19 protein-coding genes are annotated in these 21,514 nt (G+C 53.1%); 7 read left to right on the forward strand and 12 right to left on the reverse strand.

Annotated features, from left to right (window positions below; all coding sequences use genetic code 11):
- Nucleotides 1-6: 6 nt before the first annotated feature.
- Together RYZ18_RS07155 and RYZ18_RS07160 are read right to left on the reverse strand one after the other, a co-directional pair.
- A complete protein-coding gene (locus tag RYZ18_RS07155) occupies nt 7-1,146 on the reverse strand; it encodes an FAD-binding protein (protein WP_317655852.1) in 1,140 nt (379 codons plus the stop codon).
- Between the two features lie 64 nt (nt 1,147-1,210).
- The gene (locus RYZ18_RS07160) at nt 1,211-2,650 is read right to left on the reverse strand and encodes an FAD-linked oxidase C-terminal domain-containing protein (RefSeq protein ID WP_317655754.1); all 1,440 of its coding nucleotides are present in this window, start codon (nt 2,648-2,650) and stop codon (nt 1,211-1,213) included.
- A 122-nt stretch (nt 2,651-2,772) separates the two neighbouring features.
- On the opposite strand from RYZ18_RS07160, the gene RYZ18_RS07165 reads away from it, so the two are divergent.
- Nucleotides 2,773-3,183, forward strand: a complete 411-nt coding sequence (locus RYZ18_RS07165; protein WP_317655755.1) for a CopD family protein — start codon at nt 2,773-2,775, stop codon at nt 3,181-3,183.
- Here RYZ18_RS07165 and RYZ18_RS07170 read toward each other — a convergent pair.
- Genes RYZ18_RS07170 through RYZ18_RS07185 form a run of 4 tightly spaced genes read right to left on the reverse strand, consistent with a single transcriptional unit; the run spans nt 3,170 to nt 9,954 of the window.
- A complete protein-coding gene (locus tag RYZ18_RS07170) occupies nt 3,170-5,260 on the reverse strand; it encodes a hypothetical protein (protein WP_317655756.1) in 2,091 nt (696 codons plus the stop codon). The genes RYZ18_RS07165 and RYZ18_RS07170 overlap by 14 nt on opposite strands.
- A gap of 3 nt (nt 5,261-5,263) precedes the next feature.
- The gene (locus tag RYZ18_RS07175; protein ID WP_317655757.1) at nt 5,264-8,059 is read right to left on the reverse strand and encodes a DUF4159 domain-containing protein; all 2,796 of its coding nucleotides are present in this window, start codon (nt 8,057-8,059) and stop codon (nt 5,264-5,266) included.
- Entirely contained in the window at nt 8,056-8,952 is an 897-nt protein-coding gene (locus tag RYZ18_RS07180) for a DUF58 domain-containing protein (RefSeq protein WP_317655758.1), read from the reverse strand. Before RYZ18_RS07180 ends, RYZ18_RS07175 begins: the two co-directional genes overlap by 4 nt.
- On the reverse strand, nt 8,953-9,954 hold the full coding sequence (locus tag RYZ18_RS07185) for an AAA family ATPase (RefSeq protein WP_317655759.1): 1,002 nt from the start codon (nt 9,952-9,954) through the stop codon (nt 8,953-8,955).
- Nucleotides 9,955-10,066: 112 nt separating this feature from the next.
- On the opposite strand from RYZ18_RS07185, the gene RYZ18_RS07190 reads away from it, so the two are divergent.
- From RYZ18_RS07190 to RYZ18_RS07200, 3 genes are all read left to right on the forward strand, one after another.
- Nucleotides 10,067-10,633 (forward strand): DUF1285 domain-containing protein, encoded by a 567-nt coding sequence (locus tag RYZ18_RS07190; protein WP_317655853.1) that lies wholly within the window; start codon nt 10,067-10,069, stop codon nt 10,631-10,633.
- 622 nt (nt 10,634-11,255) lie between these two features.
- A complete protein-coding gene (locus RYZ18_RS07195; protein WP_317655760.1) occupies nt 11,256-12,227 on the forward strand; it encodes a tetratricopeptide repeat protein in 972 nt (323 codons plus the stop codon).
- An 8-nt stretch (nt 12,228-12,235) separates the two neighbouring features.
- Nucleotides 12,236-13,156 carry a tetratricopeptide repeat protein gene (locus RYZ18_RS07200; RefSeq protein WP_317655761.1) on the forward strand — a complete coding sequence of 307 codons (921 nt, stop codon included), beginning with the start codon at nt 12,236-12,238 and terminating at the stop codon, nt 13,154-13,156.
- 132 nt (nt 13,157-13,288) lie between these two features.
- Here RYZ18_RS07200 and RYZ18_RS07205 read toward each other — a convergent pair whose 3' ends face one another.
- On the reverse strand, nt 13,289-13,840 hold the full coding sequence (locus RYZ18_RS07205; protein WP_317655762.1) for a hypothetical protein: 552 nt from the start codon (nt 13,838-13,840) through the stop codon (nt 13,289-13,291).
- 1,055 nt (nt 13,841-14,895) lie between these two features.
- Here RYZ18_RS07205 and RYZ18_RS07210 point away from each other — a divergent pair.
- The gene (locus RYZ18_RS07210) at nt 14,896-15,450 is read left to right on the forward strand and encodes a hypothetical protein (protein ID WP_317655763.1); all 555 of its coding nucleotides are present in this window, start codon (nt 14,896-14,898) and stop codon (nt 15,448-15,450) included.
- Here the strand turns inward: RYZ18_RS07210 and RYZ18_RS14210 are convergent.
- A complete protein-coding gene (locus tag RYZ18_RS14210) occupies nt 15,447-15,839 on the reverse strand; it encodes an HIT family protein (protein WP_411567083.1) in 393 nt (130 codons plus the stop codon). The two genes, RYZ18_RS07210 and RYZ18_RS14210, sit on opposite strands and share 4 nt — an antisense overlap.
- A gap of 12 nt (nt 15,840-15,851) precedes the next feature.
- Here RYZ18_RS14210 and RYZ18_RS07215 point away from each other — a divergent pair, with 12 nt between their 5' ends.
- Both RYZ18_RS07215 and RYZ18_RS07220 read left to right on the forward strand, forming a co-directional pair.
- The gene (locus RYZ18_RS07215) at nt 15,852-16,853 is read left to right on the forward strand and encodes a DUF3427 domain-containing protein (RefSeq protein ID WP_317655764.1); all 1,002 of its coding nucleotides are present in this window, start codon (nt 15,852-15,854) and stop codon (nt 16,851-16,853) included.
- Between the two features lie 270 nt (nt 16,854-17,123).
- Nucleotides 17,124-17,480 carry an HGGxSTG domain-containing protein gene (locus RYZ18_RS07220; RefSeq protein ID WP_317655765.1) on the forward strand — a complete coding sequence of 119 codons (357 nt, stop codon included), beginning with the start codon at nt 17,124-17,126 and terminating at the stop codon, nt 17,478-17,480.
- 203 nt (nt 17,481-17,683) lie between these two features.
- Here RYZ18_RS07220 and RYZ18_RS07225 read toward each other — a convergent pair whose 3' ends face one another.
- Genes RYZ18_RS07225 through RYZ18_RS07240 form a run of 4 tightly spaced genes read right to left on the reverse strand, consistent with a single transcriptional unit; the run spans nt 17,684 to nt 20,394 of the window.
- Nucleotides 17,684-18,799 carry an AAA family ATPase gene (locus RYZ18_RS07225; protein ID WP_317655766.1) on the reverse strand — a complete coding sequence of 372 codons (1,116 nt, stop codon included), beginning with the start codon at nt 18,797-18,799 and terminating at the stop codon, nt 17,684-17,686.
- On the reverse strand, nt 18,796-19,578 hold the full coding sequence (locus tag RYZ18_RS07230) for a bifunctional DNA primase/polymerase (protein ID WP_317655767.1): 783 nt from the start codon (nt 19,576-19,578) through the stop codon (nt 18,796-18,798). The genes RYZ18_RS07225 and RYZ18_RS07230 overlap by 4 nt, the downstream gene beginning before the upstream one ends.
- A complete protein-coding gene (locus tag RYZ18_RS07235; RefSeq protein ID WP_317655768.1) occupies nt 19,575-20,177 on the reverse strand; it encodes a hypothetical protein in 603 nt (200 codons plus the stop codon). The genes RYZ18_RS07230 and RYZ18_RS07235 overlap by 4 nt, the downstream gene beginning before the upstream one ends.
- Nucleotides 20,170-20,394, reverse strand: a complete 225-nt coding sequence (locus RYZ18_RS07240) for a helix-turn-helix transcriptional regulator (RefSeq protein WP_317655769.1) — start codon at nt 20,392-20,394, stop codon at nt 20,170-20,172. Before RYZ18_RS07240 ends, RYZ18_RS07235 begins: the two co-directional genes overlap by 8 nt.
- Between the last annotated feature and the right edge of the window lie 1,120 nt (nt 20,395-21,514).

Genomic DNA, 21,514 nt, shown 5'->3' on the forward strand with positions numbered 1-21,514 from the left:
CCTTCCTTATGCGGCGGGCATGGCCGTGGCCATCAGCCCTGTGTTCAATATTCCTTTTGGGTCGAATTTGCGGCGCAACCCATCTGACAGCGCCGCCAAAGGCGCAGGCTCAAGGTGGAAGGTCGGGATGCGCGCATGCGTGGCCTCAGATGCACGGATCAGCGTGGCATGGCCACCAAATGCACCAAGGGTCTTGCGCAGATCATGCCCTTCGCCAACCAAGGCCCAAATGAGACCGCCGCCCCAGTCATAGATCACTTCGCCCTTGATTTTCGCGCCGATTGCAGGCCCGTCACTGGGTTTGCACGAGATGCGCCAGACATCGCCCGTTTGCCCCGCAAACGCGGTCACATCGCGTTGATCTTTCCACATCTGGCGCACCAGATCGGGATCAGATATCACCTCCACTTCCCCGAACTCGGCAAGAACGGCGCGTAGGGCATCTGTGCGATAGGCCACGCTTTTGGCAAAGCCTTCGAGACGCAGCATGGTGCGTGACCTGCCACCACGATTGGCGGCATGCGCGGCCCCTGTCACCTCATAGGGCGAGGCTAGGGCACGCGACAGCGCAGCCACGGCGGACTGATCCGACAGCCCCTCAAGGATCAGGCAGGCGCAGGTTTCGACTTCAGGAAGAAGCTTGAAGGAGACTTCGGACAGAACCCCAAGCGTGCCGTAACTGCCTGCCATCAGTTTCACGAGATCATAGCCCGTAACGTTTTTCATCACGCGACCGCCATTCTTGATGACGGTTCCCGCCCCATCAACAAAACGCACGCCGATCAAGCTGTCACGCGCGGCGCCCGCTTGAATGCGGCGCGGCCCCGAAACATTGCCAGCAACCACCCCACCGATTGTGGGCGTGCCATCTGTGCCCAGAAGCGCGCGATGATCCATCGGCTCGAAGGGCAGGCGCTGGTTCTCGGCATGAAGCACGGCCTCAATTTCGGCCAAGGGCGTGCCAGCTTGCGCAACCAAGGTCAGCGCACCCGGCTCGTAAAGCGTGATCCCCGTCAAAGCCGCCGTTGACAAAACTTCGCCCGCAACCGCGCGGCCAATCGGGCGGGTGCCAGCACCACGGATCGCCATGGGATGTTTTGCTGCGGCGAGACAATCGGCCAATTCAGCCTCGGATTTCGGTTGCAACATAGCGCAACGCCCCTTTCATAAGGTAGGCCCCCAAGAGCGAGATCGGGGGATGAAATTTCGCTTAGGCAGCGTGATCGCGGCGGGATTCAGTGACCGAAAGCGGAAACACCTTTGCAGGGTTCAAGAGCCATTTGGGGTCGAACACATCCTTCACCCAAAGCTGCGCCTCGAGGTCTGTTGGGGTATACTGCGTCAGCATTAAATCACGCTTTTCAATGCCCACCCCATGTTCGCCCGTCAGACAACCGCCCACCTCAACACAGAGCTTGAGGATATCCGCGCCAAAAGCCTCGCACAGTTCCAGATCGCCTGGTTTGTTGGCATCAAACAGGATCAACGGGTGCATATTGCCATCCCCTGCATGAAAGACATTGGCAACACCAAGTCCGTATTCCTTGCTCATCTCGCCGATGCGGCGCAGAACGTAAGGCAAGCTTGAGACGGGGATCGTGCCGTCAAGGCACATATAATCATTGATCTGACCCATCGCACCGAAGGCGGATTTTCGGCCCAACCAAATGCGTGCAGCCTGATCGGCATCTGCCGCCTCGCGCAATTCCACGGGATTGTGGCGCTTGGCAATGTCGAGGATCACATCAAGTTGTTCGCGGATTTCCGCTTCAGATCCTTCAACCTCGACAATCAACAAGGCCTCGCACATCGGGTAGCCCGCCTTGGCAAAGGCCTCGGTCGCCTCGATACAGGGTCGATCCATGAATTCGATTGCCACAGGCAGAACGCCCGCCTTGATAATATCCGAGACGCATTCCCCTGCGACCTCATTGCTGTCGAATCCCATCAATACGGGGCGCGCACCTTCGGGTTTGCGGAGGATACGCAAAGTGGCCTCCGTGACTACGCCAAGCTGTCCTTCGCTGCCGCAAATCACGCCCAAAAGATCAAGGCCGCCCGCATCCAAATGCGCGCCACCAATCTCAACGACTGTGCCATCCATCATCACCATCGTGACGCCCAATAAGTTATTGGTCGTCACCCCATATTTCAGGCAATGCGCACCGCCAGAATTCATTCCGATATTCCCCGCAATCGCGCAGGCCAATTGGCTTGATGGATCGGGGGCGTAGAAAAAATCATTCGCCTCAACAGCGCCCGTCACGCTGAGATTGGTGCGCCCTGTCTGCACACGGATGAATCGATTATCGTAATCGGTTTCCAACACCTGTGTCAGGCGCGCCACCCCCAAAATGACGCTATCGGCCGTAGGCAAGGCCCCGCCCGCAAGCGAGGTGCCAGAACCACGCGGAACAACGGGCACACACTCCTCGTGGCAAATGCGCAGCACCTCAGAGACTTCAGCCGTGGACTGGGGCAACACCGCCGCCAAAGGCGGGCAGCGATAGGCCGTCAAAGCGTCACATTCATAGGCCCGCGTTTCATGCGGATCATCAATAACCGCATCATGGGGCAGCACATCGCGCAACCGCGAAATGATCCGCGTGCGCTTGGCCAAAATGGCGGGGTTTGGTTTTGGCATTTCCATAATCAGCCCTCCCTGCGGTATTGGTAAGATTTCTAGACCAATTTGAAGGATTGCGCAAGCAAAAGCCATGCGCGACCGAATTGCCCATAGACGAGACATAACAAAACAGGCAGCAAGGCAGCATGGATTGGGTCAAAGTCATACATATTCTTTGCGTCATGGGCTGGATGACAGGTATTTTTGCCGTCCCCCGCGCCATTATCTTTTGGAAACGGGAATATGCGCGGCTTGGTGAATTTGGCCCAACAGGCGATCTGACGATTCGTATTTACCGCTTTTCGCTAGGGCTTGGTGTCATTGCGATTGCCACTGGGCTATGGCTTGGGTGGTTTTGGAATTTCGCGCCTTGGGTCTGGGTGAAACTGGGCCTCGTCAGTCTGCTTGGCGTGCATTACGCGTGGACGGGTCGCTTGATCCTGCGCGCCCTAAAGGGCGAATTCCGCGAAAGCGATTTTTACCTGCGGGTCTTTAACGAGGTCAGCGTGTTTGGCGCCATCGCCGTTTTGATCGTGGTGGTCTTCAAGCCCTTCTAAAGCGCCCTTCGCGCAGCCATGCGGCGGCAAGCGCAGCCAAACCTGCGATCAGATACACCCAAACAGGAACAAGCGGTCGGGCGCGCACATCCTCAGTGACAAAGGCGTCACGGGTATAAATCCCCATCCAACCGCGCCCCACTGCACCGCGCCCTTCGGGCACAAGACGCAGATCAGGCAGAGCATCGCGGAGGAAAAACACCGCCCCGCCCGTTGCCTCTAGGTGAGGACGAAGAAGATCGCCTGTCGCTATAACCTCGTTAAATTCGCGCGGGTTGGCAGGGCCAATGCCCACAACGATATCTGACAAATCTGCCGCATTTGGATCGCTTACGCGGTAAAGCCCATCTTCGGGGGCAAGATAGCTGCCTTCAAACATGCCTTCGGCCGCCTCACGCAATGGCACGGTGATGTCTTCCCCATCTGGCGCTGTCACAATGACTGAGGCAACACCCGCCCCCATAGTTTGACGGGTAATGCGCATCTCGCGACCATCGGCTTCGGCGCTTAGCGCCTCCTCCTCAAGATCTGGCTCTTTCATCATCCAATGGGCCAGACGGCGCAAAAGCTCTAATTGTGGGCCGCCGCCCTCGTATCCCCGATCCCACAGCCATGCATGATCCGAGGCCAAGAGCGCGACACGGCCCTCACCCACGCGATCAAGGATCAAAAGCGGCGCATCACCTACCCCCTCAAGCACGACATCGCCCGCATTTGGGGCAACCTCAACTTGCCGGAACCACCGCCCCCATGGCTGATCTGATCCTGCAATGGGTAAATGCGCCGCCTCAAGACCCCGCGTCACAGGGTGACGCGCACCAAGGCGGGAAAGATGCGGCACATATGGTTCTTCAAACACGCGCGCGGTCGGTTCGGCGGGCAAAATATCGGCCAAAGGTGAGCGATACAGCGACCCTGCCCCCGCAAAATCTGGGCCTGCCGCCACCAAAACCGCGCCGCCATCGCGGACATAGCGCGCCACATTTTCAAGATAGATCAGGGGCAATATCCCGCGCCGTTGATACTGATCAAAGATGATCAAATCGAAATCATCAATTTGATCCATGAACAGCTCACGCGTGGGAAAGGCAATCAAGGACAATTCCGACACAGGAACATTGTCGCGCTTTTCAGGGGGGCGCAGAATGGTAAAATGCACCAAATCCACCGCAGGGTCAGATTTCAACAAATTGCGCCATGTCCGTTGGCCCATATGTGGCTCGCCTGAGACAAGCAACACCGACAAACGATCTCGCACCCCATTGACCTGCGCATAAGCGACATTGTTGCGCGGGGTTAATTCCCCCGCCTGCACAGGCACCTCAAAGCGCACAACGTTCCGCCCTGCATGGGCGAGGTTCAATGTTAATTCGAGCGGCTGCCCAACGGGCACAAAGGCGCGTTGTGGCTCGTTCCCGTCAATCGAATAAATCACCTCGGTCTGGCGCGCATCCACCCCATCAGGGAGGGGGCCGAAATCACTGACACGCAATGCGATTTTTACATCTTCGCCCAAAATTCCATAGGCGGGGGCCGTTTCAATTTGAAGGGCGCGATCCCAATCATCTGCCTGCCCCGTGATCAGCGCGTGAACGGGGCCAATCCCTGTGGGCATTGCGTCCAGATCATGTACTTGCCCATCTGTCAGCAAAAATGCGCCAGCAATGCGCTCTTGGGGCAATTCCGCGGCAAGCCCGCTTAAGGCAGACAAAAGCTGCGTCCCTTGATTGCCATCCGCATCGGCCACATAGCGCAGTTCAACCTCGACCCCTTTTGTCTCTAATTCTGCGACAAGGGCGACAAGCGCGGCTTCGGTTTGGGCGGGGCGATCAGCCAAGCTTTGCGATGCCGATTGATCCACCACCACGAGGGCGATATCGGCCAGAGGGGCGCGGGTTTCCTCCTGCCAGATTGGGCGCATCAGCGCCACAAGTGCAACCATCGCCGCAAGGGCACGATAGGGCCACCCGCGCAGGCCGCGCAGTGCAGCATAGCCCGTGATCACCAACAACACAGCCGCCACAACAGCCACGACCATGGGAGGGAGATAAGGATCGAATAGGATCATCATACCCATCCCTTAATTCCCCAATCTTTGCAGCAAGGCTGGCACATGGACTTGGTCGGATTTGTAATTTCCTGACAAGACATGCATCACAAGATTGACCCCAAACCGCAGCGCAATTTCGCGTTGCCGTTCACCGGCATATCCGCGCCCAATGGGCAAGAGTGGGCGACCTGCCCCATCAACCGCCCATGCCGCAGCCCAGTCATTGCCACCAATAATGACGGGGCTCACCCCATCGTTGAGCGCGCGAAAGGGCATACCCTCGGCAGGGTCAGGTTCGGGTGGGGCCGCCTCGACCCAAATATCGCGCGATGTATAGCGCCCTGGGAAATCAGCCAATAAATAGAAGGCGCGGGTCAAAACATGATCCTCTGGGATTGGCGCGAGGGGCGGAATGTCCAAACCCTGCGCCAAATCCTGCAAACGGCGTGCAGCGGGCGTTGCGCCACCAATGCCACCAAGATCCCCATCTCTTGTATCGAAAACAATCATGCCCCCACCGCGCAAATAGGCATTGAGGCGCTGATAAACATCATCAGAAGGGCGGTTTTGACTTTCTGTCACGGGCCAATATAGGAGCGGGAAAAACGCCAACTCATCGCGCGTCAAATCCACGCCTACGGGTGGGCTCGGCTCAATCGTGGTGCGCGCCCAAAGCGTATCGGACAAACCCTGAAGCCCTGCGCGCGAAATCTCGTCCACCGCATCATCGCCGGTAAGGACATAAGCCAAGCGCAAATCTTCGGTAGCCATCAAGCCAAACATGTCTTCGGGCGTTAGGGTTTGCGCGTCACTGGGTGCGAAGGGTGCAATCAAGACCACCACAAAAAGCGCGGCTTTGGCCCGCACAGGCAGCCGCCCCGTAACAGCCAAGCTGCCAATCATATCTGCGGCAAGCGCAATCAGCGCCAACAGGAACAACCAAGGCGCAAGGGGCGTTGGTGGGGCGCCCAGCCCCCGTATGACCGACACATTTTCAGGCCAATCTGCCACGGTCAGATCCTGCGCAGATTTAATCACATTTAGCGCCACGCGACCCGTAGTGGTCTGATACAGGCCTGGCGGCATATCGGCCGATAGCGCCCCGCTTTGCAAATCTTCACCTGCAACTGTGATTTCGCCCTGCGAATCATAAAGCGCACCAAACCCGTCCAACACTTGCGCGGAAACAAAGCTAAGCCCTGTGTAATCTTTGCCCTCGGCGCTGATCGGGCGGGTAGAGACAGAGAGCCGTTCCAACATCTGCACAAACAGACCCGACAGAGGCAGGTTTGACCATTCTGCATTAGCGGTCACATGGAACAAGACGACACGCCCTGCGCCCCGTGTCATTTGCGTGACCAATGGCGTGCCATCTTCCAAGGCGGCCAAACTGCGCGCCGCCAAATCTGGGCCTGGCTGCGCCAAAACCTGTTGGCTGACCGTAACCTCATCAGGAATGGCAAGGCCAAAAAAGGGGGATGTCTCTGGGAAAGGGTCAAGCTTGCGCGGATCGGCCCATGACATCGCCCCGCCCAAAGCACGCCCACCTTGGCGCAGTTGCACGGGCATCAGTGCATCGGCTTGCATCTCAGCGGGTGACAATGCGGCCATTCGTGGCCCAGCAAAGCGCAGTAACAGACCGCCTTGTTCCACCCATGCCGTCAAATCGGATTGTTCTGTTTCAGGCAAACGGGTCACATCAACCAAAATGATCACATCGGGGTTTGCGGGCAAAATCTCGGCCAAACCGCCCTCGATAAGATCGACATTCGGGGCCAGCGCCTCGCGCAGATAATGAAAGGGGGAAAGCAAGGCCTGCCCCTCCTGAGGAGCATTTGTCGCGACCAACCCGATCTCGCGCCGTGCGAGACTGTCATCAATCAATAAACGCGCAGCCGCCTGCGGCTGTCCCGCCACCTCAAAGCGGGTCAGGCGATTGCGCAATTCGGGCGGCAGGGTAAGGGCAAGGTTGGCCTCTACAGCCCCCTCTTCAAAGACCGCTTCAGCCTCAACCAACACGCGCGGCACGCCTGATGGATCGGGCCCAAACCCTTGCACGCGATAACGCGCCGTTGGCAACGCGGGCCATTCTGCGCGCAAGAGCCTGAGAGTGACACCAGCCCCGCCTTGCTCAAGCGGGGCAAGGGCGACCATTCGCAAAAGATTGTCACCCGTTTCGATCACGCGCAGCCGCGCCGCCCGCGCCGCCAAAAGCTCAGCTAAGCCCGCGCGTTCACTGCCATGCGCCAAGCCGTCCGAAAACCAAAGCCCGTCAAAGGGGATGGATTGCTCTGCGAACCAGTCTGACCATGCGGCATAATCGGGCGCGAAGGGTGCGGGACGCATCGCAGACAACCGCGTGATTTGCTCATCCCCAGAGGTCAGCAGCGCCTCAAGCGAAGCCTGAGGCTGCTCGGTCAGGCTAATGACGACAGCAGCACGCCCATCGCGGATGGCGGCGCGCAAATTCGCCTCGATGGCCTGTTGTTCTGCAGACCAATCAAGCGCGCTTGCCCAACCCCCATCGCGCAAAATCACCAAAGGGGCTTGTGGCGTTTCATCCCCCTCAGACGGAGGCGGGTTCACCACGGGGCCAGACAATGCCAAGATTAAAAACCCTGCCGCCATAAGGCGTAGCATCAACAGCCACCACGGGGTTTTGGCACTGTCATTTTCTTTATCGGTCAATCCCAGCAAAAAGATCAGCGCGGGGAAGTAAACGCGCCTTGGCTGCGGCGGCACAACGCGCAACAGCCACCAAAGGGCGGGCAACACCGCCAAAGCCGCCAAGACCCATGCCGCCGAAAATCCAAGCGCCCCAATCATTGCCGCGCCTCTGACAAAGCCTGATAGATAGACATCAACGCCACACTGGCAGGGTGGTCGGTTACATGAGTGAAGAAGGGCCATCCATGGCGCTGTGCCTCGGTCATCAGATTGGCACGATGGGCGTCTAACCGCGCTTGATACTCATGGCGCAATGCATCTGCCGCTTGCGTCTCGAACTCGGGCCCTGCGTGATGATCTTGGAACAAAACACGCCCCGCAAAAGGGAAGGCCATTTCAGCGGGATCCATAAGATGAAGAATGACCCCGCGCGCGCGCGCCTCGGTCGCCTTGCGCAGAACTATGGCCAATTCATCCGTCCCCCGCAGAAAATCGGACAGGATCACGATCTTTGCGCCTTTGGGTATGCTCTGCGCCATGACCGTGCCTGATTTTGGGGCAAGCAAATCGCGCGCCAAAGCTTCGCGCTGCGTGACCCCTGCACGCGGCGGGGTCTGGCTATTTAACCACCCGACCCGCTCACCCGCGCGCAACACCAATTCGGCCAAGGCCAACGCAATCACATCCGCGCGCATCCGTTTTTGCGCCATTGGATCAGAAAGAGAACTATACCGCATAGAGGCTGCAGGGTCAGACCATATCAGCAGGCTTTGCGCGGCCTGCCATTCGGTTTGGCGGGCGTAATATCCATCCCCTCGCCCCGACCTGCGCCAATCAATCGCTGTGGCGCTGTCCCCTGCTTGGACATGTCGATATTGCCAAAACTCATCCCCCCCGCCTGCGCGGCGGCGGCCATGATCCCCCAAATGCAGGCTGGACGCCAAATGCTCTGCCGCAACCAACAACGCGGGCAAACGTGCGGCATGGGCAGCCGCATCAGCGCGGAGGCGCATGAGATCGTTTGGATCACTATGCAAGGCGCGTGGGGGCATTTAGGCTGCGCGATTCAAAACAAGATCAATTTCGCGGGCTAAGAGAGCGGCCAGATCATGGCCTTCGGCCCGCGCAGCAAAACCAAGCGCCATGCGGTGGATCAAAACAGCGGGGGCCATAGCGCGAATATCCTCGACAGAAGGCGCATATCGCCCCTCCATCAACGCCCGTGCGCGCACCGAAACCATCAAGGCCTGCGCAGCACGCGGTCCCGCACCCCAAGCCAAATGCGCCGCGATCCGCGCGGGATCAGCCGCAGGGTCAGGGCGACATCCGCGCACCAGATCAAGGATCATGTCACAAATCCGATCCCCTACGGGCATGTGGCGCACCAAATTTTGTGCCGCAATCAAATCGGCTTCGGTAAAAACTTGGGCTGTTGCCGCCTCACTTGGGCCCGTTGTCGCAATCAATATGTCCCGCTCCGCCGCGCGATCAGGATAGGTCACATCAATGCGCAACAAAAAGCGATCAAGCTGCGCCTCAGGCAATGGATATGTGCCCTCTTGTTCAATCGGGTTCTGCGTGGCCAGAACCAAAAATGGGGCGGGCAATGGGCGTGCAGCACCTGCGATTGTGACCTCTCGCTCCTGCATCGCTTGCAGAAGGGCGCTTTGCGTGCGCGGGCTGGCGCGATTGATCTCATCGGCCATCAACAGCTGACAAAATACAGGCCCCTCCAAAAAGCGAAAGCTGCGCTGCCCATCGGGGCCTGTATCCAAAACTTCAGACCCTAGAATATCGGCGGGCATCAGGTCCGGGGTAAATTGCACCCGATTGGCACGCAGACCCATGACTTGGGCCATTGTGTCGACAAGCCGTGTTTTCCCCAAACCAGGCAACCCCATCAGCAGGGCATGGCCGTTTGACAACATCGCCGCCAGGGCCAAACTGACCACTTGATCTTGACCGATAATGCGTTTGGAAATTTCTGCCCGCGCCTGACCAAGCTGCGCACCAAGCCGATCAATCTCGGATGTCAGGTTTTCAAGCTCAGCCATAGAAATGCTCCGCATAATGATTATGTTGGGGTCGTAACCTGTTCGCTAGTAAATCTAACTATGGCGCCGACCACAAATGGCAAAAGCCCATAGGAGACAAAACATCGTGACCATGACGCCTGAATCCCTATTGGCCGCCGCGACCAATGCGCAAAAGCAAGGCAAACTGCCCCCTGTTGATCAATGGAACCCACCTTTTTGCGGCGATATCGACATGGAAATTCGGCGTGACGGGACATGGTTTTACAACGGCACCCCGATTGGGCGACCGCGCATGGTGCGCCTGTTTTCTACGATTCTGAAACGGGAGGGGGATAAATATTTCCTCGTGACCCCCGTAGAAAAGGTGGGGATCAGGGTCGAAGATGCCCCGTTCGTAGCGCAGGATTTTATCGTGACAGGCGAGGGCGCGGCGCAGGAGGTGCAATTCACGACCAATGTGGGCGACACCGTCAGCGCCAGCGCCCAAAGCCCCATTCGCCTCACCCGCAGCGCAGATGGGGAACCTTCGCCTTACGTTATGGTGCGCCGCGGCCTTGAGGCACTTATCGATCGCAAGAGCTTTTATCGGCTTGTCGATCTTGGTGTGGCGCATAACACGGGCGGCGCAGACTGGTTTGGCGTTTGGTCTTGCGGGACATTCTTTCCCTTTATTCCTGTCGCAGAACTCACAACCTAAGCCAAAGCTCTACTGGCGTCATGCCACTGAAACTCAAACGCAGAGGCGAGGCACCACGGACAAACAAACCTACAATGTAAGGGAAATGGCGCGCTGGGGAGGTGGTTCGAAGCCTATCCTAAGCGCCATCAAGCAACTGAATTCTTACATTTCAATAGGTTACCATGGTCTTAGCGTGGGTCAACTATCAAAATTTTACCTGCAGTTTTACCTGCAGTGGCGCAAGGTCCGAGGATCAAGCTCCCAGCAACTCCAGATCAACGTCGGGGGTTACTTTGCCCAATCGATTTGCACGAGGCGCAGGGGGGCACCCCCGGGGGGCCTCTACGTGTGGGGCGTGCTCCTCGGACCTCGGGCCTTGGTTGTTGGGTTCGTGGATTTCGTCGGGTGGAGTTTTGTTGGGGCAAGCTAGTATCAACATACATAACAGTTTGGTGAACTTGTTTTTCATCAAAAACAATCAAGCGTGCAGATGGCAGACGGAGAATAACTCAAGCGATCTCGTCAGGAAAACGCTTGAATGCAAGAACCAATATTGCCAGCATTGTGACCACAATGAACTTAGGCAATAAAATTGACGAGACCTCATGATTGATTTTTTTCGCCCAGTCAGGCAAAAAATATGAAAATATTTTGTATAATATTTGTGTTAGCTTTATTCCAATCTGACAGGTCCTGGGCTGATACGTATGTTGCCGGGACTGGTGGATTTGATGAGGAAGATTGCTGGACTCCAGAACATGCTGCGATAAGCCGATGTGATCAAGCGGCACGCGAAGGAAATACATTTGCCCAGCTAATTATGGGAGAAAGGTATCGAGATGGCTTGGGCGTGCCACAAAACTTATTTTTAGCAAAAAACTATTTTTTAGAAGCGGCTGAACAAGATGACGGCGCAATCCTGATGCTTGTAGGCATTCTTCTGGGTAGTAAATACTCTGAAGTAAATGATGTCGATGCTGGGCTAGAATGGTTGATAAGATTAAGCAATTCGACTGATGAGTATTACAAAAGGACAGCCGTATCATGGCTTGCTGGAACACACTATTGGGGTTGGTATGGTGTTGAAAGAGACACCTCGGAAGCGGCTCATTGGATCAAATTGGGAGCTGAATTGGGCGATCCGGAATCTTTGTATCTGCTAGGAAACTTATATAGAAGTGGCACCGAGGTGCCTCAAAATTATGCTTTAGCTCGCGAGACTTGGCACCGAGGCGCTGAATTAGGCTCCGTCCGTGCAGCCTATTCTCTGGGTTTGAGCTTAGTCAACGACGACCATGGCGACACTGATTTTAATGCCGCAATGTATTGGATGTTGATACCAGTCAGAAATAATGACGCCATGGCACAATATATGCTTGGAAGGTGGTTTGAGCATGGAATAGGCGTGCCACAAAATTATGAAACAGCACATATGTGGTACAACATAGCAGCTGCTGGCTCAAACGCGGAGTTATTTCGCAGCATGCGAGATGGCCTCGCAAGTTCTATGACCAATGAACAAATTGCACGCGCGCAGGCACGAGCATCAAGTTGCATGGCTTCAGATTTTCAACATTCGGATTGCCAAATTCCAGATGTATCACTGCAGTGATTTTGATGATGACGAACACTGATCCTGAAATTTTACCTATCAATGAACAGGGCACCACAGAAACATTCGCACATCTTGCAGACAAAGCCGAAGCCGGCGATGCAATTGCTCAGCGGCGGTTATCATTTCTGTATCAAGGTGCAAAAGGCTTCCCTGAAGACCCTGCTAAAGCCTTCAATTGGATGCTAGCGGCTGCTGAAAACGGCGATATATCAGCTCAAATATCAGTGGCATCTCAATATTTCCAGGGCTGGCACATTGATCGAAGCCCCTTAGAGGCTAAGAGATGGTATCTAGAAGCTGCTAAAAGCGGCGACGTGCACGCGCAGTATATGTTGGCCGCCCGGTGTGCTGGGCCAGACTTTGGCCATGAGGACTTTGACACTGCGATTTTTTGGCTTCGAAAAGCTGCGCATCAAAATCGCTCAGATTTACAGTACTTTTTGGGTGGTTTTGAGGGAGCAGGTCTGGGCGGAGAACCAAACTTTGAGCAAAGCTACTACTGGCTGGAAGTCGCGCGGCTAAATGGCCATGTCAGTGACGGCAATTGGATCGCACTTGCACGTGCTGAGCTTAACGCTTCAGAAGCGGAGGCAGTGAGGAATAGGGCATCAAAATTTGTAGATGGATGTAAAAAGTTTGAACAACATCTGTACGAGTTCACCCCAGAGGACTGGTGGAATAGTTCTGATGCCAACCATTGCTCGAACTATGTGATCTTATTGTGTCAGTATGAATGGGATGCAAGCAATGGTATTGGGAATCCTGAAATGCATTACAAACTGGGAAGCCTATACTACCTCTCTGAAAACCGCCGAAACCTAAAGCAGGTTCATTACTGGCTTAGTAAAGCTGCTGATGAAGGCCATCAGAAAGGTAGTAAGGCACTGAAAGCTTTGCAAACCTCAGGAATGCAATTTGATTACTAAAATAAATTTTGCGTTTGCCGCCGGCTAACTAATCAGATTTATAATAAGCAAGGCAGCAACCATTCGATTGATACAGCGCAACATGTAAACCAGCGGCCACACTGAAGTCTTACGGGTTTGTTCCGCTATTTATTAATCCCACAAAACAACTAGATCTCCATTGGCTCGGAATGTTTGATTTTGTTGATCCCAAACGGCTGACATATAGCATGGGTCCGAACTAATGCCGCGTTCGCCAGACGCGTCACCGCAGGCACTTCCGGATATTCCCACGAGAAGTAGCGTTTGTTCATTGCCGTACGGGGTTGTAAAAGTAGTGGTAAATGGTCTGCCGCCACGCAGTGGACCAAAAATTTGTTCTGCTACGATAACATAAGACTCACACCCGGCACTCCCGCACCAACTCGCTCCATAGCCCTCACACCCAAAGCCTGCATATACCACTGTTGCAGTGACGCCTGGCGAACCAAGCGAAATTTGATAAATGGCGTCCTCAGCTATATTCAAGGGGTCCGAGATGATCTTTTCAAGATCCGCATCAATGTTGCGCTCATCGCCGATAATTGCAGCACATTCGCTGCGATAAAAATTGAGTACTCTTTCAACAGGATCCGCATGTAAGGGATGGCCCAACAGCGGAGCAAGCAGGTTTGCAATCAACAATTGACAGAAACTTTTTCTCATAAAAATACGAAAACACCATCGTATCGTTGGGTCAAGCCTTACCGAAGGCTAACTCGCCAAAGCCAATGATGCCCCTGTTAACGCGGTAATATTTTTAAAAGGTACAACGTGTTGACGAATGAGCGTATACAACCTTTAAGCCTTGTGGTTTGATATGGTCATCTTGTCGGCTGGTATCGGGACGCGTACTATTCAGCTCTAGTACTTGTAATTGATGATTTGTTATATTTAGGTTTCAGCCCCCGCTCGGCATGCTCTAAAAACCCGGCTAGCGTAATGCGAACACGCTCTTCTGCCCGGTTTTTTGTCATCCTTTCTGTGTTATCTCTGTACGGGTTGTTAACTCCTAGATGTCTATTGGCAAGCGAAGTCATAATGCAGTGCTCCAGAGAAGCTGTATTTTTATTCGAACCGGGAATTTTCAGTTCTACTATTTATATACGTAAAGCTGGTGACTGGGAGCAATGGTGCAGAAACCATAATCAAAGTTTGGAAATTGGCGATTTGGGTGGCCAGTGCCGGACTGACGGTGGTGGCCAAGATCGCTTTGGGGGGGTAGTGCAAGGGTCTGTTGAGGTGATTGATTTTATAAGTCTTTCGTACACTTACACACAGCTGACTAACGGTATCTATGATCCCTTTGACCATGATACATATACGCGTCGCTGTCGGAGACTGCCCAATTAATCGTATCTGAGACGATCTAGTAAGGACGGATTACATGCTAACCTTTGGCAATGACTTCGGATTTGCCGAGTTAAACTTCCATAGTTTTCGCGGGTCAGTTTTATCATGCAGGCGTCGGCTATATTTTGGTAACGTCTTACATCGCTTGAGCACAACGAGCATGCTCGACCGTCTCGCATGGGAACCAATCCCCGTGGAAGGGGTGCCGGAATTGTTATGATCTCGATCTGTCCCTCGCAATCATAGACATCCGTTGAGCTTTGAGCCAAGGTTTGGCTCAAAAAAACTATCCAGAGCAAAACTGTGATAGTTGTCAGTCGGAACGTTCTACTAACCAGGTTTTTTGAAGTATCTCCCGAACAGAGACTATGGATACACATTTGCAAAGACAAAAAACAATCATCTCCTTCTTAGGTTTAGGTGGTGCTGGACGTACTATGTGTACAAACTTGGTTGATACACATCGTCAATATATTAGATGTTTCGCAATGGATAAATCCGACCATGACGATTCAAATTTCCAATTGGATGCTATATCGGAGGTTCCCCCTCGATCGACTTTTCTTGTTTGTGGAACATATCACACATGTGTTGATCACTGGGTTTCCGCATCTGAAAATTCTAACCCTAGAGTAGTAGTTGTAGGGCTCGGCGGAGAGGTGGGTACAAAATTATTCCTAAAACACCTTGCAGACGAACGGCTTGCCCAAACGGAGTGCGTTTGTTTTTTACCATTCGCTTTTGAGGGGACGAAGAGAATGGCAAAAGCTCAAGATGCATTAATTGAAGCAAAGAGATACACTCGGAAACTGCGTGTGTTCCCCAACCAAGATTTGTTTCAGGGTGCCCATCCCAAAGAAACATTTACTGAGGCATTTAAGCGCCAAGCAGAATTGATTATCGAACAAGTCTCACTTGGTTAGTATTGCTGCCTGCTTGGAATGACCCCGCGCACGCCACCCCGTGGTTCAACCACATCTCCGTCCCTTCGGGGGATTAAGTGAATGTGAACGTGGAATATTGTCTGGCCGGCTGATAACCCCGAGTTAACCCCGATATTGAAGCCGGTGACTGAGGGGTCCTCGCGTTTTATCCTTGATTGCTGGCGCCTAACCATCCTGTGCAAATCATTCATTTCCGTTTTAGTGAGCCGAAAGTAATCGGCAACGTGCCTTTTCGAAATTATGAGCACGTGTTCCGGAGTAACTGGATAAGCATCGCGAATAACCACGCAGCTTGATCCAGATGCAATAATGCGGTCAGGTGGAAGCTCACAGAATATACAGTGTGCCTTTGATTTTGAATTTACCATCAAACCGCCGAAGTGAAACCGATGCTAGAACTATACGGTAAATACTCACGTAAAGATGTCCAAGAGATATTCGAACCGGAATATCAGTTCTCGCGAGGTGCCGGGTCGTGGGGGTTACAGGGCGTTGTTTCTGTAAAAGATCGGCCTAACGACTGGGTTTTCTTTGTAACTTACGGGCAGTCACAAGCTCATCACAGTTTTGAAGAAGGCATCACGTCTGATGGTGTTCTCACGTGGCAGTCTCAGCCTAGTCAGGGTTTAGATGACCGCCGAATACAAAGGTGGATTAATCAAGACCCACTGATTGATAACATTTACCTGTTTCTCCGGCCTCGGAAGGGTGACGAGTATTATTATCTCGGCACACTGCAATATTTGACACATGACGCAGATCGTGAACGGCCAGTTTGGTTTCAATTCCAGATTTCCGAGTTTGCGCCTGATCCACAGGTGTATGAGCAAATCAAGGGGCATGGTGATGCCGTAACAGCGGTGCCCGGTGGCCAAGAAATCGAGACGCCACAAGCCGTTGAGGTTGAGCCGCCTAAGCGCGCTGCGAGAGCTGTTAGCTCACGCGACTTCAAAGCCAGTAAAGTGCCGGATTTTTCAGATCAGGATGAACGAAATAAAAGTCTCGGCCTTGCCGGTGAGAAGTTCGTGGTTGCGAAAGAAAAGGAGCGGCTTATCGCGGCTGGACTACCTGAGCTGGCATCTAAGGTTTCACATAGCTCGGTTATCCGTGGCGATGGACTGGGATATGACATCCTGTCGTTTTTTCCTGACGGCTCCCGCAAATATATTGAGGTAAAGACCACCAGAGGCTCAAAAGGGACAGGCTTTTACTTGAGCCCTAACGAACTTGCTTTCTCTCAGAGCCATCCGGAGAGCTATCAACTTCATAGAGTTTTCAACTTTGATGAGAAAAGCGGAACAGGCCAGTTTTTTATTCTTTCTGGGGATGTGTCCGAGCAGGTAACTCTGACCCCGACTAACTTTAAAGCTTCGTTCAGTTGAAAACACAATTTGCAGGATCTGAAACCTTCGATTGTGTGCCCTTTGATCATCGGCATCTTTCTTGCGACGAGCTCATCGGAGAATAAGAATGTTGATCTGATTGGAAGTTTTGACGAGTGAGCACTATTCCAAGATGACGGTGTCCGATGGGTGGCTTCGAACCCGGTCCTCCTAGAAAGTTGAATGGGCCATGCTCTGTGGTTCTTGCAAGCCCAGCGTAGCATGTGCGGAGAAAGAGCTTTATACTACAAAAGTCATGTAGGGGGTGCCATGCGTTTCATAAAAGGTAACAAGATCGGGTCGGCTACTAGGTTTGGGCCAGAATGGGCAGGCCGACGTTGTGGTGCTCGAACCAAGGCTGGAACCGCTTGCCAGCGCCCTGCGGTGAAGAAAAACGGGCGCTGTACGCGACACGGAGGTAAGTCAACAGGCCCAAGGACCCAGGAAGGACTTGCGCGGATAGCGGCGGCGCAAACAACGCACGGCCGCCTCACAAAAGAGAAGCGAGCTGAAGCCAAGCGGACTGCCGAGGTTGGGCGGCAAATCCGCGCTGAACTAGCCGAGATTGAAAGTGAGGCGATCGCGGCAGGTCTGTTGACCAACAAATGGAGAAACCAACTTGATTAGCCCCATTGTTCACGTTGCTGTTTGTTCGTTCGTTCACCCCCCTAAAGGGGGGATGAACTGAACACGAGCGTGAGCACATTTGGTACCACCGGTGAACATGTAGAAAGCTATTGTTTTGTTGACTTGAGGGTGGCCCTGTTCACGCCGTATGGATGGTGTGAACAGGAGCTTGAACGGACTAGCGTGAACACACAAAATGAACGCTAAAAAGGAAGTTCGAACCGTTCTTGATTTGGTGGGGGATCAAAGCGATCAGGAAAAAACTGGTGCAATTCAAATTCTCCATACTCGGTGATCCTTGTGCCTCTGTGATCAACAGCGACCAATCCCTCTTTTTTGAGTGAGTTGATAAGCTTATTTACCTTGCCATTGGACCAGCCCGTCCTTTCACCAATTGCCCTTTGAGCCATCGTACCCTTAGCTTCAGCGAGCACTCGCAGCACAGAGGTGGTGTCTGGCACCTCATTCACACTATGGTCTACGCTAAATTGCAGTATTCCACTGGCGTTCTTTTCTAGTACCGCTGTGAAACTATGATTGTCAGGCATTTGGCCACGAATTTTTGAGAACTTCAGATCGAAACACGCGCCTTTGTGGAAAATCGCACTTCCCTCTGGCTTCTTTAGTTCGATCACGTAATCCATTGGAACTTCAAGGATGGAGGCTCCCCTTTGTTGGCCTGCTTTGTTGGTATGATGCACAACCAACACCGCATAGCCCTTGTGTCGCAAGCTGATTAGGAAATCAACCAAGCTCTGGGTTTCTGAATTTGAGTTTTCATCGACTCCTCTGCGGAGAGTGGATAAATTGTCGAGGATGATCAAACTAGGATTGCGTCCCTCTTTTTGCAGGGTAGCAAGTAACGCTTCAATTTGCCGTTGCTCAAATTTGTCATCCAAGCAAACGGGTTTTCCAGATTGATACAGCTCTTCACTGGGCAGGATGTCTAGCTTTCCTAAGCCGTAACCTGTGCTCAATGCTGCAATGCGATCTTTCAAGTCGATTGTTTGCATTTCTCCATCAATATAGAGCACTCGTGCTTCCTTATGGATCTTCCATCCAAGAAATGAAGTTTGGCCAGTGGCGACGGCAACTGCCAAAGCTAACGAAAACCAGGACTTCCCGAGCCCGCGAGGAGCGACTAACATTCCAAAGCTTGCACTCGCCATAAATGTCGATATCAGCATCTGCTTTGGCGGCATTTCCCTTCTTATTAACTCCCCAGCATTCACCAGATGGGAGATAAGCTCCCTAGTTTCATGAGATGGGGTCACCGCCGCTTGAACGAGAAGCTTGTTCAGTTCTTCTTCATCAGTCATTTTTGCAACTCCCGCTTCAAGATCGAATAAAAAATTCGATCAACTTCTTTGACGCTTAGCGGATCCGTCGTCAGAGTAGCGTTCATGTGATGAGCAAGATCATGGACTCGTTGAGGAGGATACATCTTTAATAAGTACCCAATGCGAGACGCTAGCTCGTTATTGCGCTGGCCCGTAATGATAGGGTCCGACAACCGATATCTGATGCTCGATTGATTATACCCGCTCTTCGATGGGCTCCTACCAGCTGAAGCTGCTTCATAAATCAACCTCTTTAGGTCTGGTGGCATAGGGGCCGGCCGCCAAGTGAAGCCTGATACACTATGATCCCACCGATACTCTCCGGTAGCTGAAATGCTACCAAACGCTATTGCGTTAGCTCCTGCACCGCGAACATCGATCCCAGGTCCAAGCTTTCCGACTGATGATGGGATGTTTTCCGACCCCGTACGAAAATAAACATGTGCGCCACCTGACGGTGTCCGGACGACCATAGTGTGGGGTACGTTTTTAATTAGATTGCTAAAAGCTTCGATCCCGTTAACACCTCCTTTCACATCGAGATCGACAACCGTGATCCCATTAATGGGACCCGTCGGAATAGCGGTCATGGCTTTAGGGAAATTTCGGAAAAGCTCGGTAATACCTTCTAGGTCATTGGTGGCTTTCCCATAAGGATCCTTAACGCAAGGTTGCTTCTGCTGGTTTGAGGGGAACACACGATAACCAGTGATATCCTTTACCATATGTGCAATTTCTAAGGACGACATATCGCTCATAGAGGAGCCCCCTCTTGCAGGATGGCCCAGTCATCTGAGGATGGATCCATGATTTCCCGGTTTGTGAACGTGCCGCCATTGAGTTGCTGGATAGATACGATAACACCTGAGCGACGAAAGGCGATAACTCTTTCTCCCTTTGTAGCAAACAAAGCCCAGCTGTGGTTTGGCGCGACAACGATGCTTGGATCGTTTGTTTTCATGCCACAGAGAAAATCAAATGGGGACTTCACCACTACTGTTTCGTTCAGTGCAATGCGTCCGTCCCTCAGGTTGATAGTCTTTGTACGTGTGACGAGAAACGTATCCGGGTCAAAAAAACGCTCGGCTAACTGAGATGGATAGTCTTCTCCAACCAAAACTTTACGAACCAAAATTGCGAGTCCTTTTGGAGCACTTGGAAGCCCGACTAACCCATTCTTGTTGCGCTTGCAGTCACGTAACATTTGAGATTGTGTTTGGGATAGGGCACCTTGGGAGATAGGCCCCACTCCTGGCCAGCAGGAAGTTGGGAGAACCCCCGACCATTCATAGGCTTGTTTTGCCTCTTCGATCAGGGCGCTGGTTTTTGGCTTAGGTTCCGTAATAAAATTAATCATCAGAATCCTCCTCACGGTTGGAGGAAAGCCAAGCTTCAATTTCGTTCTCGCGCCAACCGATGATACGATCGCTAACGCGAATGCGCGGAGGAAGCTTCCCCGCTTTTTGAAGGTTGTGGATATGCTTGATGCTGCAGCCAAGCAGCTCAGCAACTTGATCAATACGCAAGATTGGGCTTACGCAAGAAGTATTAGAGTTTTTTTTGGTGTTAGACATAACGTCTCCTTCCCATGTAAGGGACAGGAGAGCTTTAACATAGAGTTAAATTTGCTAGAGACGCCTGCCCCAGAAATTTCTGAAAAGCAGTTAGACGTCTCCGCTTGGTTCTAGAGAGGCGAGATCTGAACCGGCTCTGTCGGAGCCACGGGGTCTGGCGAGGAATCACCCTCTGGCGAGATCCAAAGACACAGTCGCGTACCAAAATCTTCTCGCAGATTTATGCGACTTCCACATAATTAGTGAACATATTTAGAAGTTTCAAGAAATAGCCGGCATAATTTTAGAAGCTTGGCCACAAAATATTGAAATAACTGGACATTTTTGAGTGGATCGAGCCATCAATCAAAACTCCACCCGACGAAATCCACGAACCCAACAACCAAGGCCCGAGGTCCGAGGAGCACGCCCCACACGTAGAGGCCCCCCGGGGGTGCCCCCCTGCGCCTCGTGCAAATCGATTGGGCAAAGTAACCCCCGACGTTGATCTGGAGTTGCTGGGAGCTTGATCCTCGGACCTTGCGCCACTGCAGGTAAAACTGCAGGTAAAATTTTGATAGTTGACCCACGCTAAGACCATGGTAACCTATTGAAATGTAAGAATTCAGTTGCTTGATGGCGCTTAGGATAGGCTTCGAACCACCTCCCCAGCGCGCCATTTACCCAGATCCAAGGTCCACGGACCACGGTCCAAGCAACTGTTTTCAAACGATCTCAGGAGGGCTGATGATGGGAACACGTACAACCGCATTCGCTGTGACTATCCTCGCATTGAGCGCATGCCAACCAACCACAGGGGGTGTAACGTCCGACAGCGTAGCTCGACAAACTCCCGAACCCTCTGTGGCATTATTATCCTACGATGGGCTGGGCAATTGCAGCGTAACACCGCGCCCTGTACCGGCGCCCTTCTTGGTCGTCGACCCACGTGACGAATACTACGGCGCTGAATCAGATGCTATGTCCCAAGCTTTGGACGGTTATGCAGAAGCAATTGGTGAATTAGGCGCAGCGGCGTTTGTGTCTTCGTCGGCACAGGCACAACTGCGGAACGCATTGCTTTCCTGGGCCGCAGCAAACGCCATGCAATGGCCACGCAACTGGAATGATGGGAACGACT

It is taken from the genome of Roseovarius sp. 10, assembly GCF_033100315.1.
Lineage (GTDB): Bacteria > Pseudomonadota > Alphaproteobacteria > Rhodobacterales > Rhodobacteraceae > M30B80.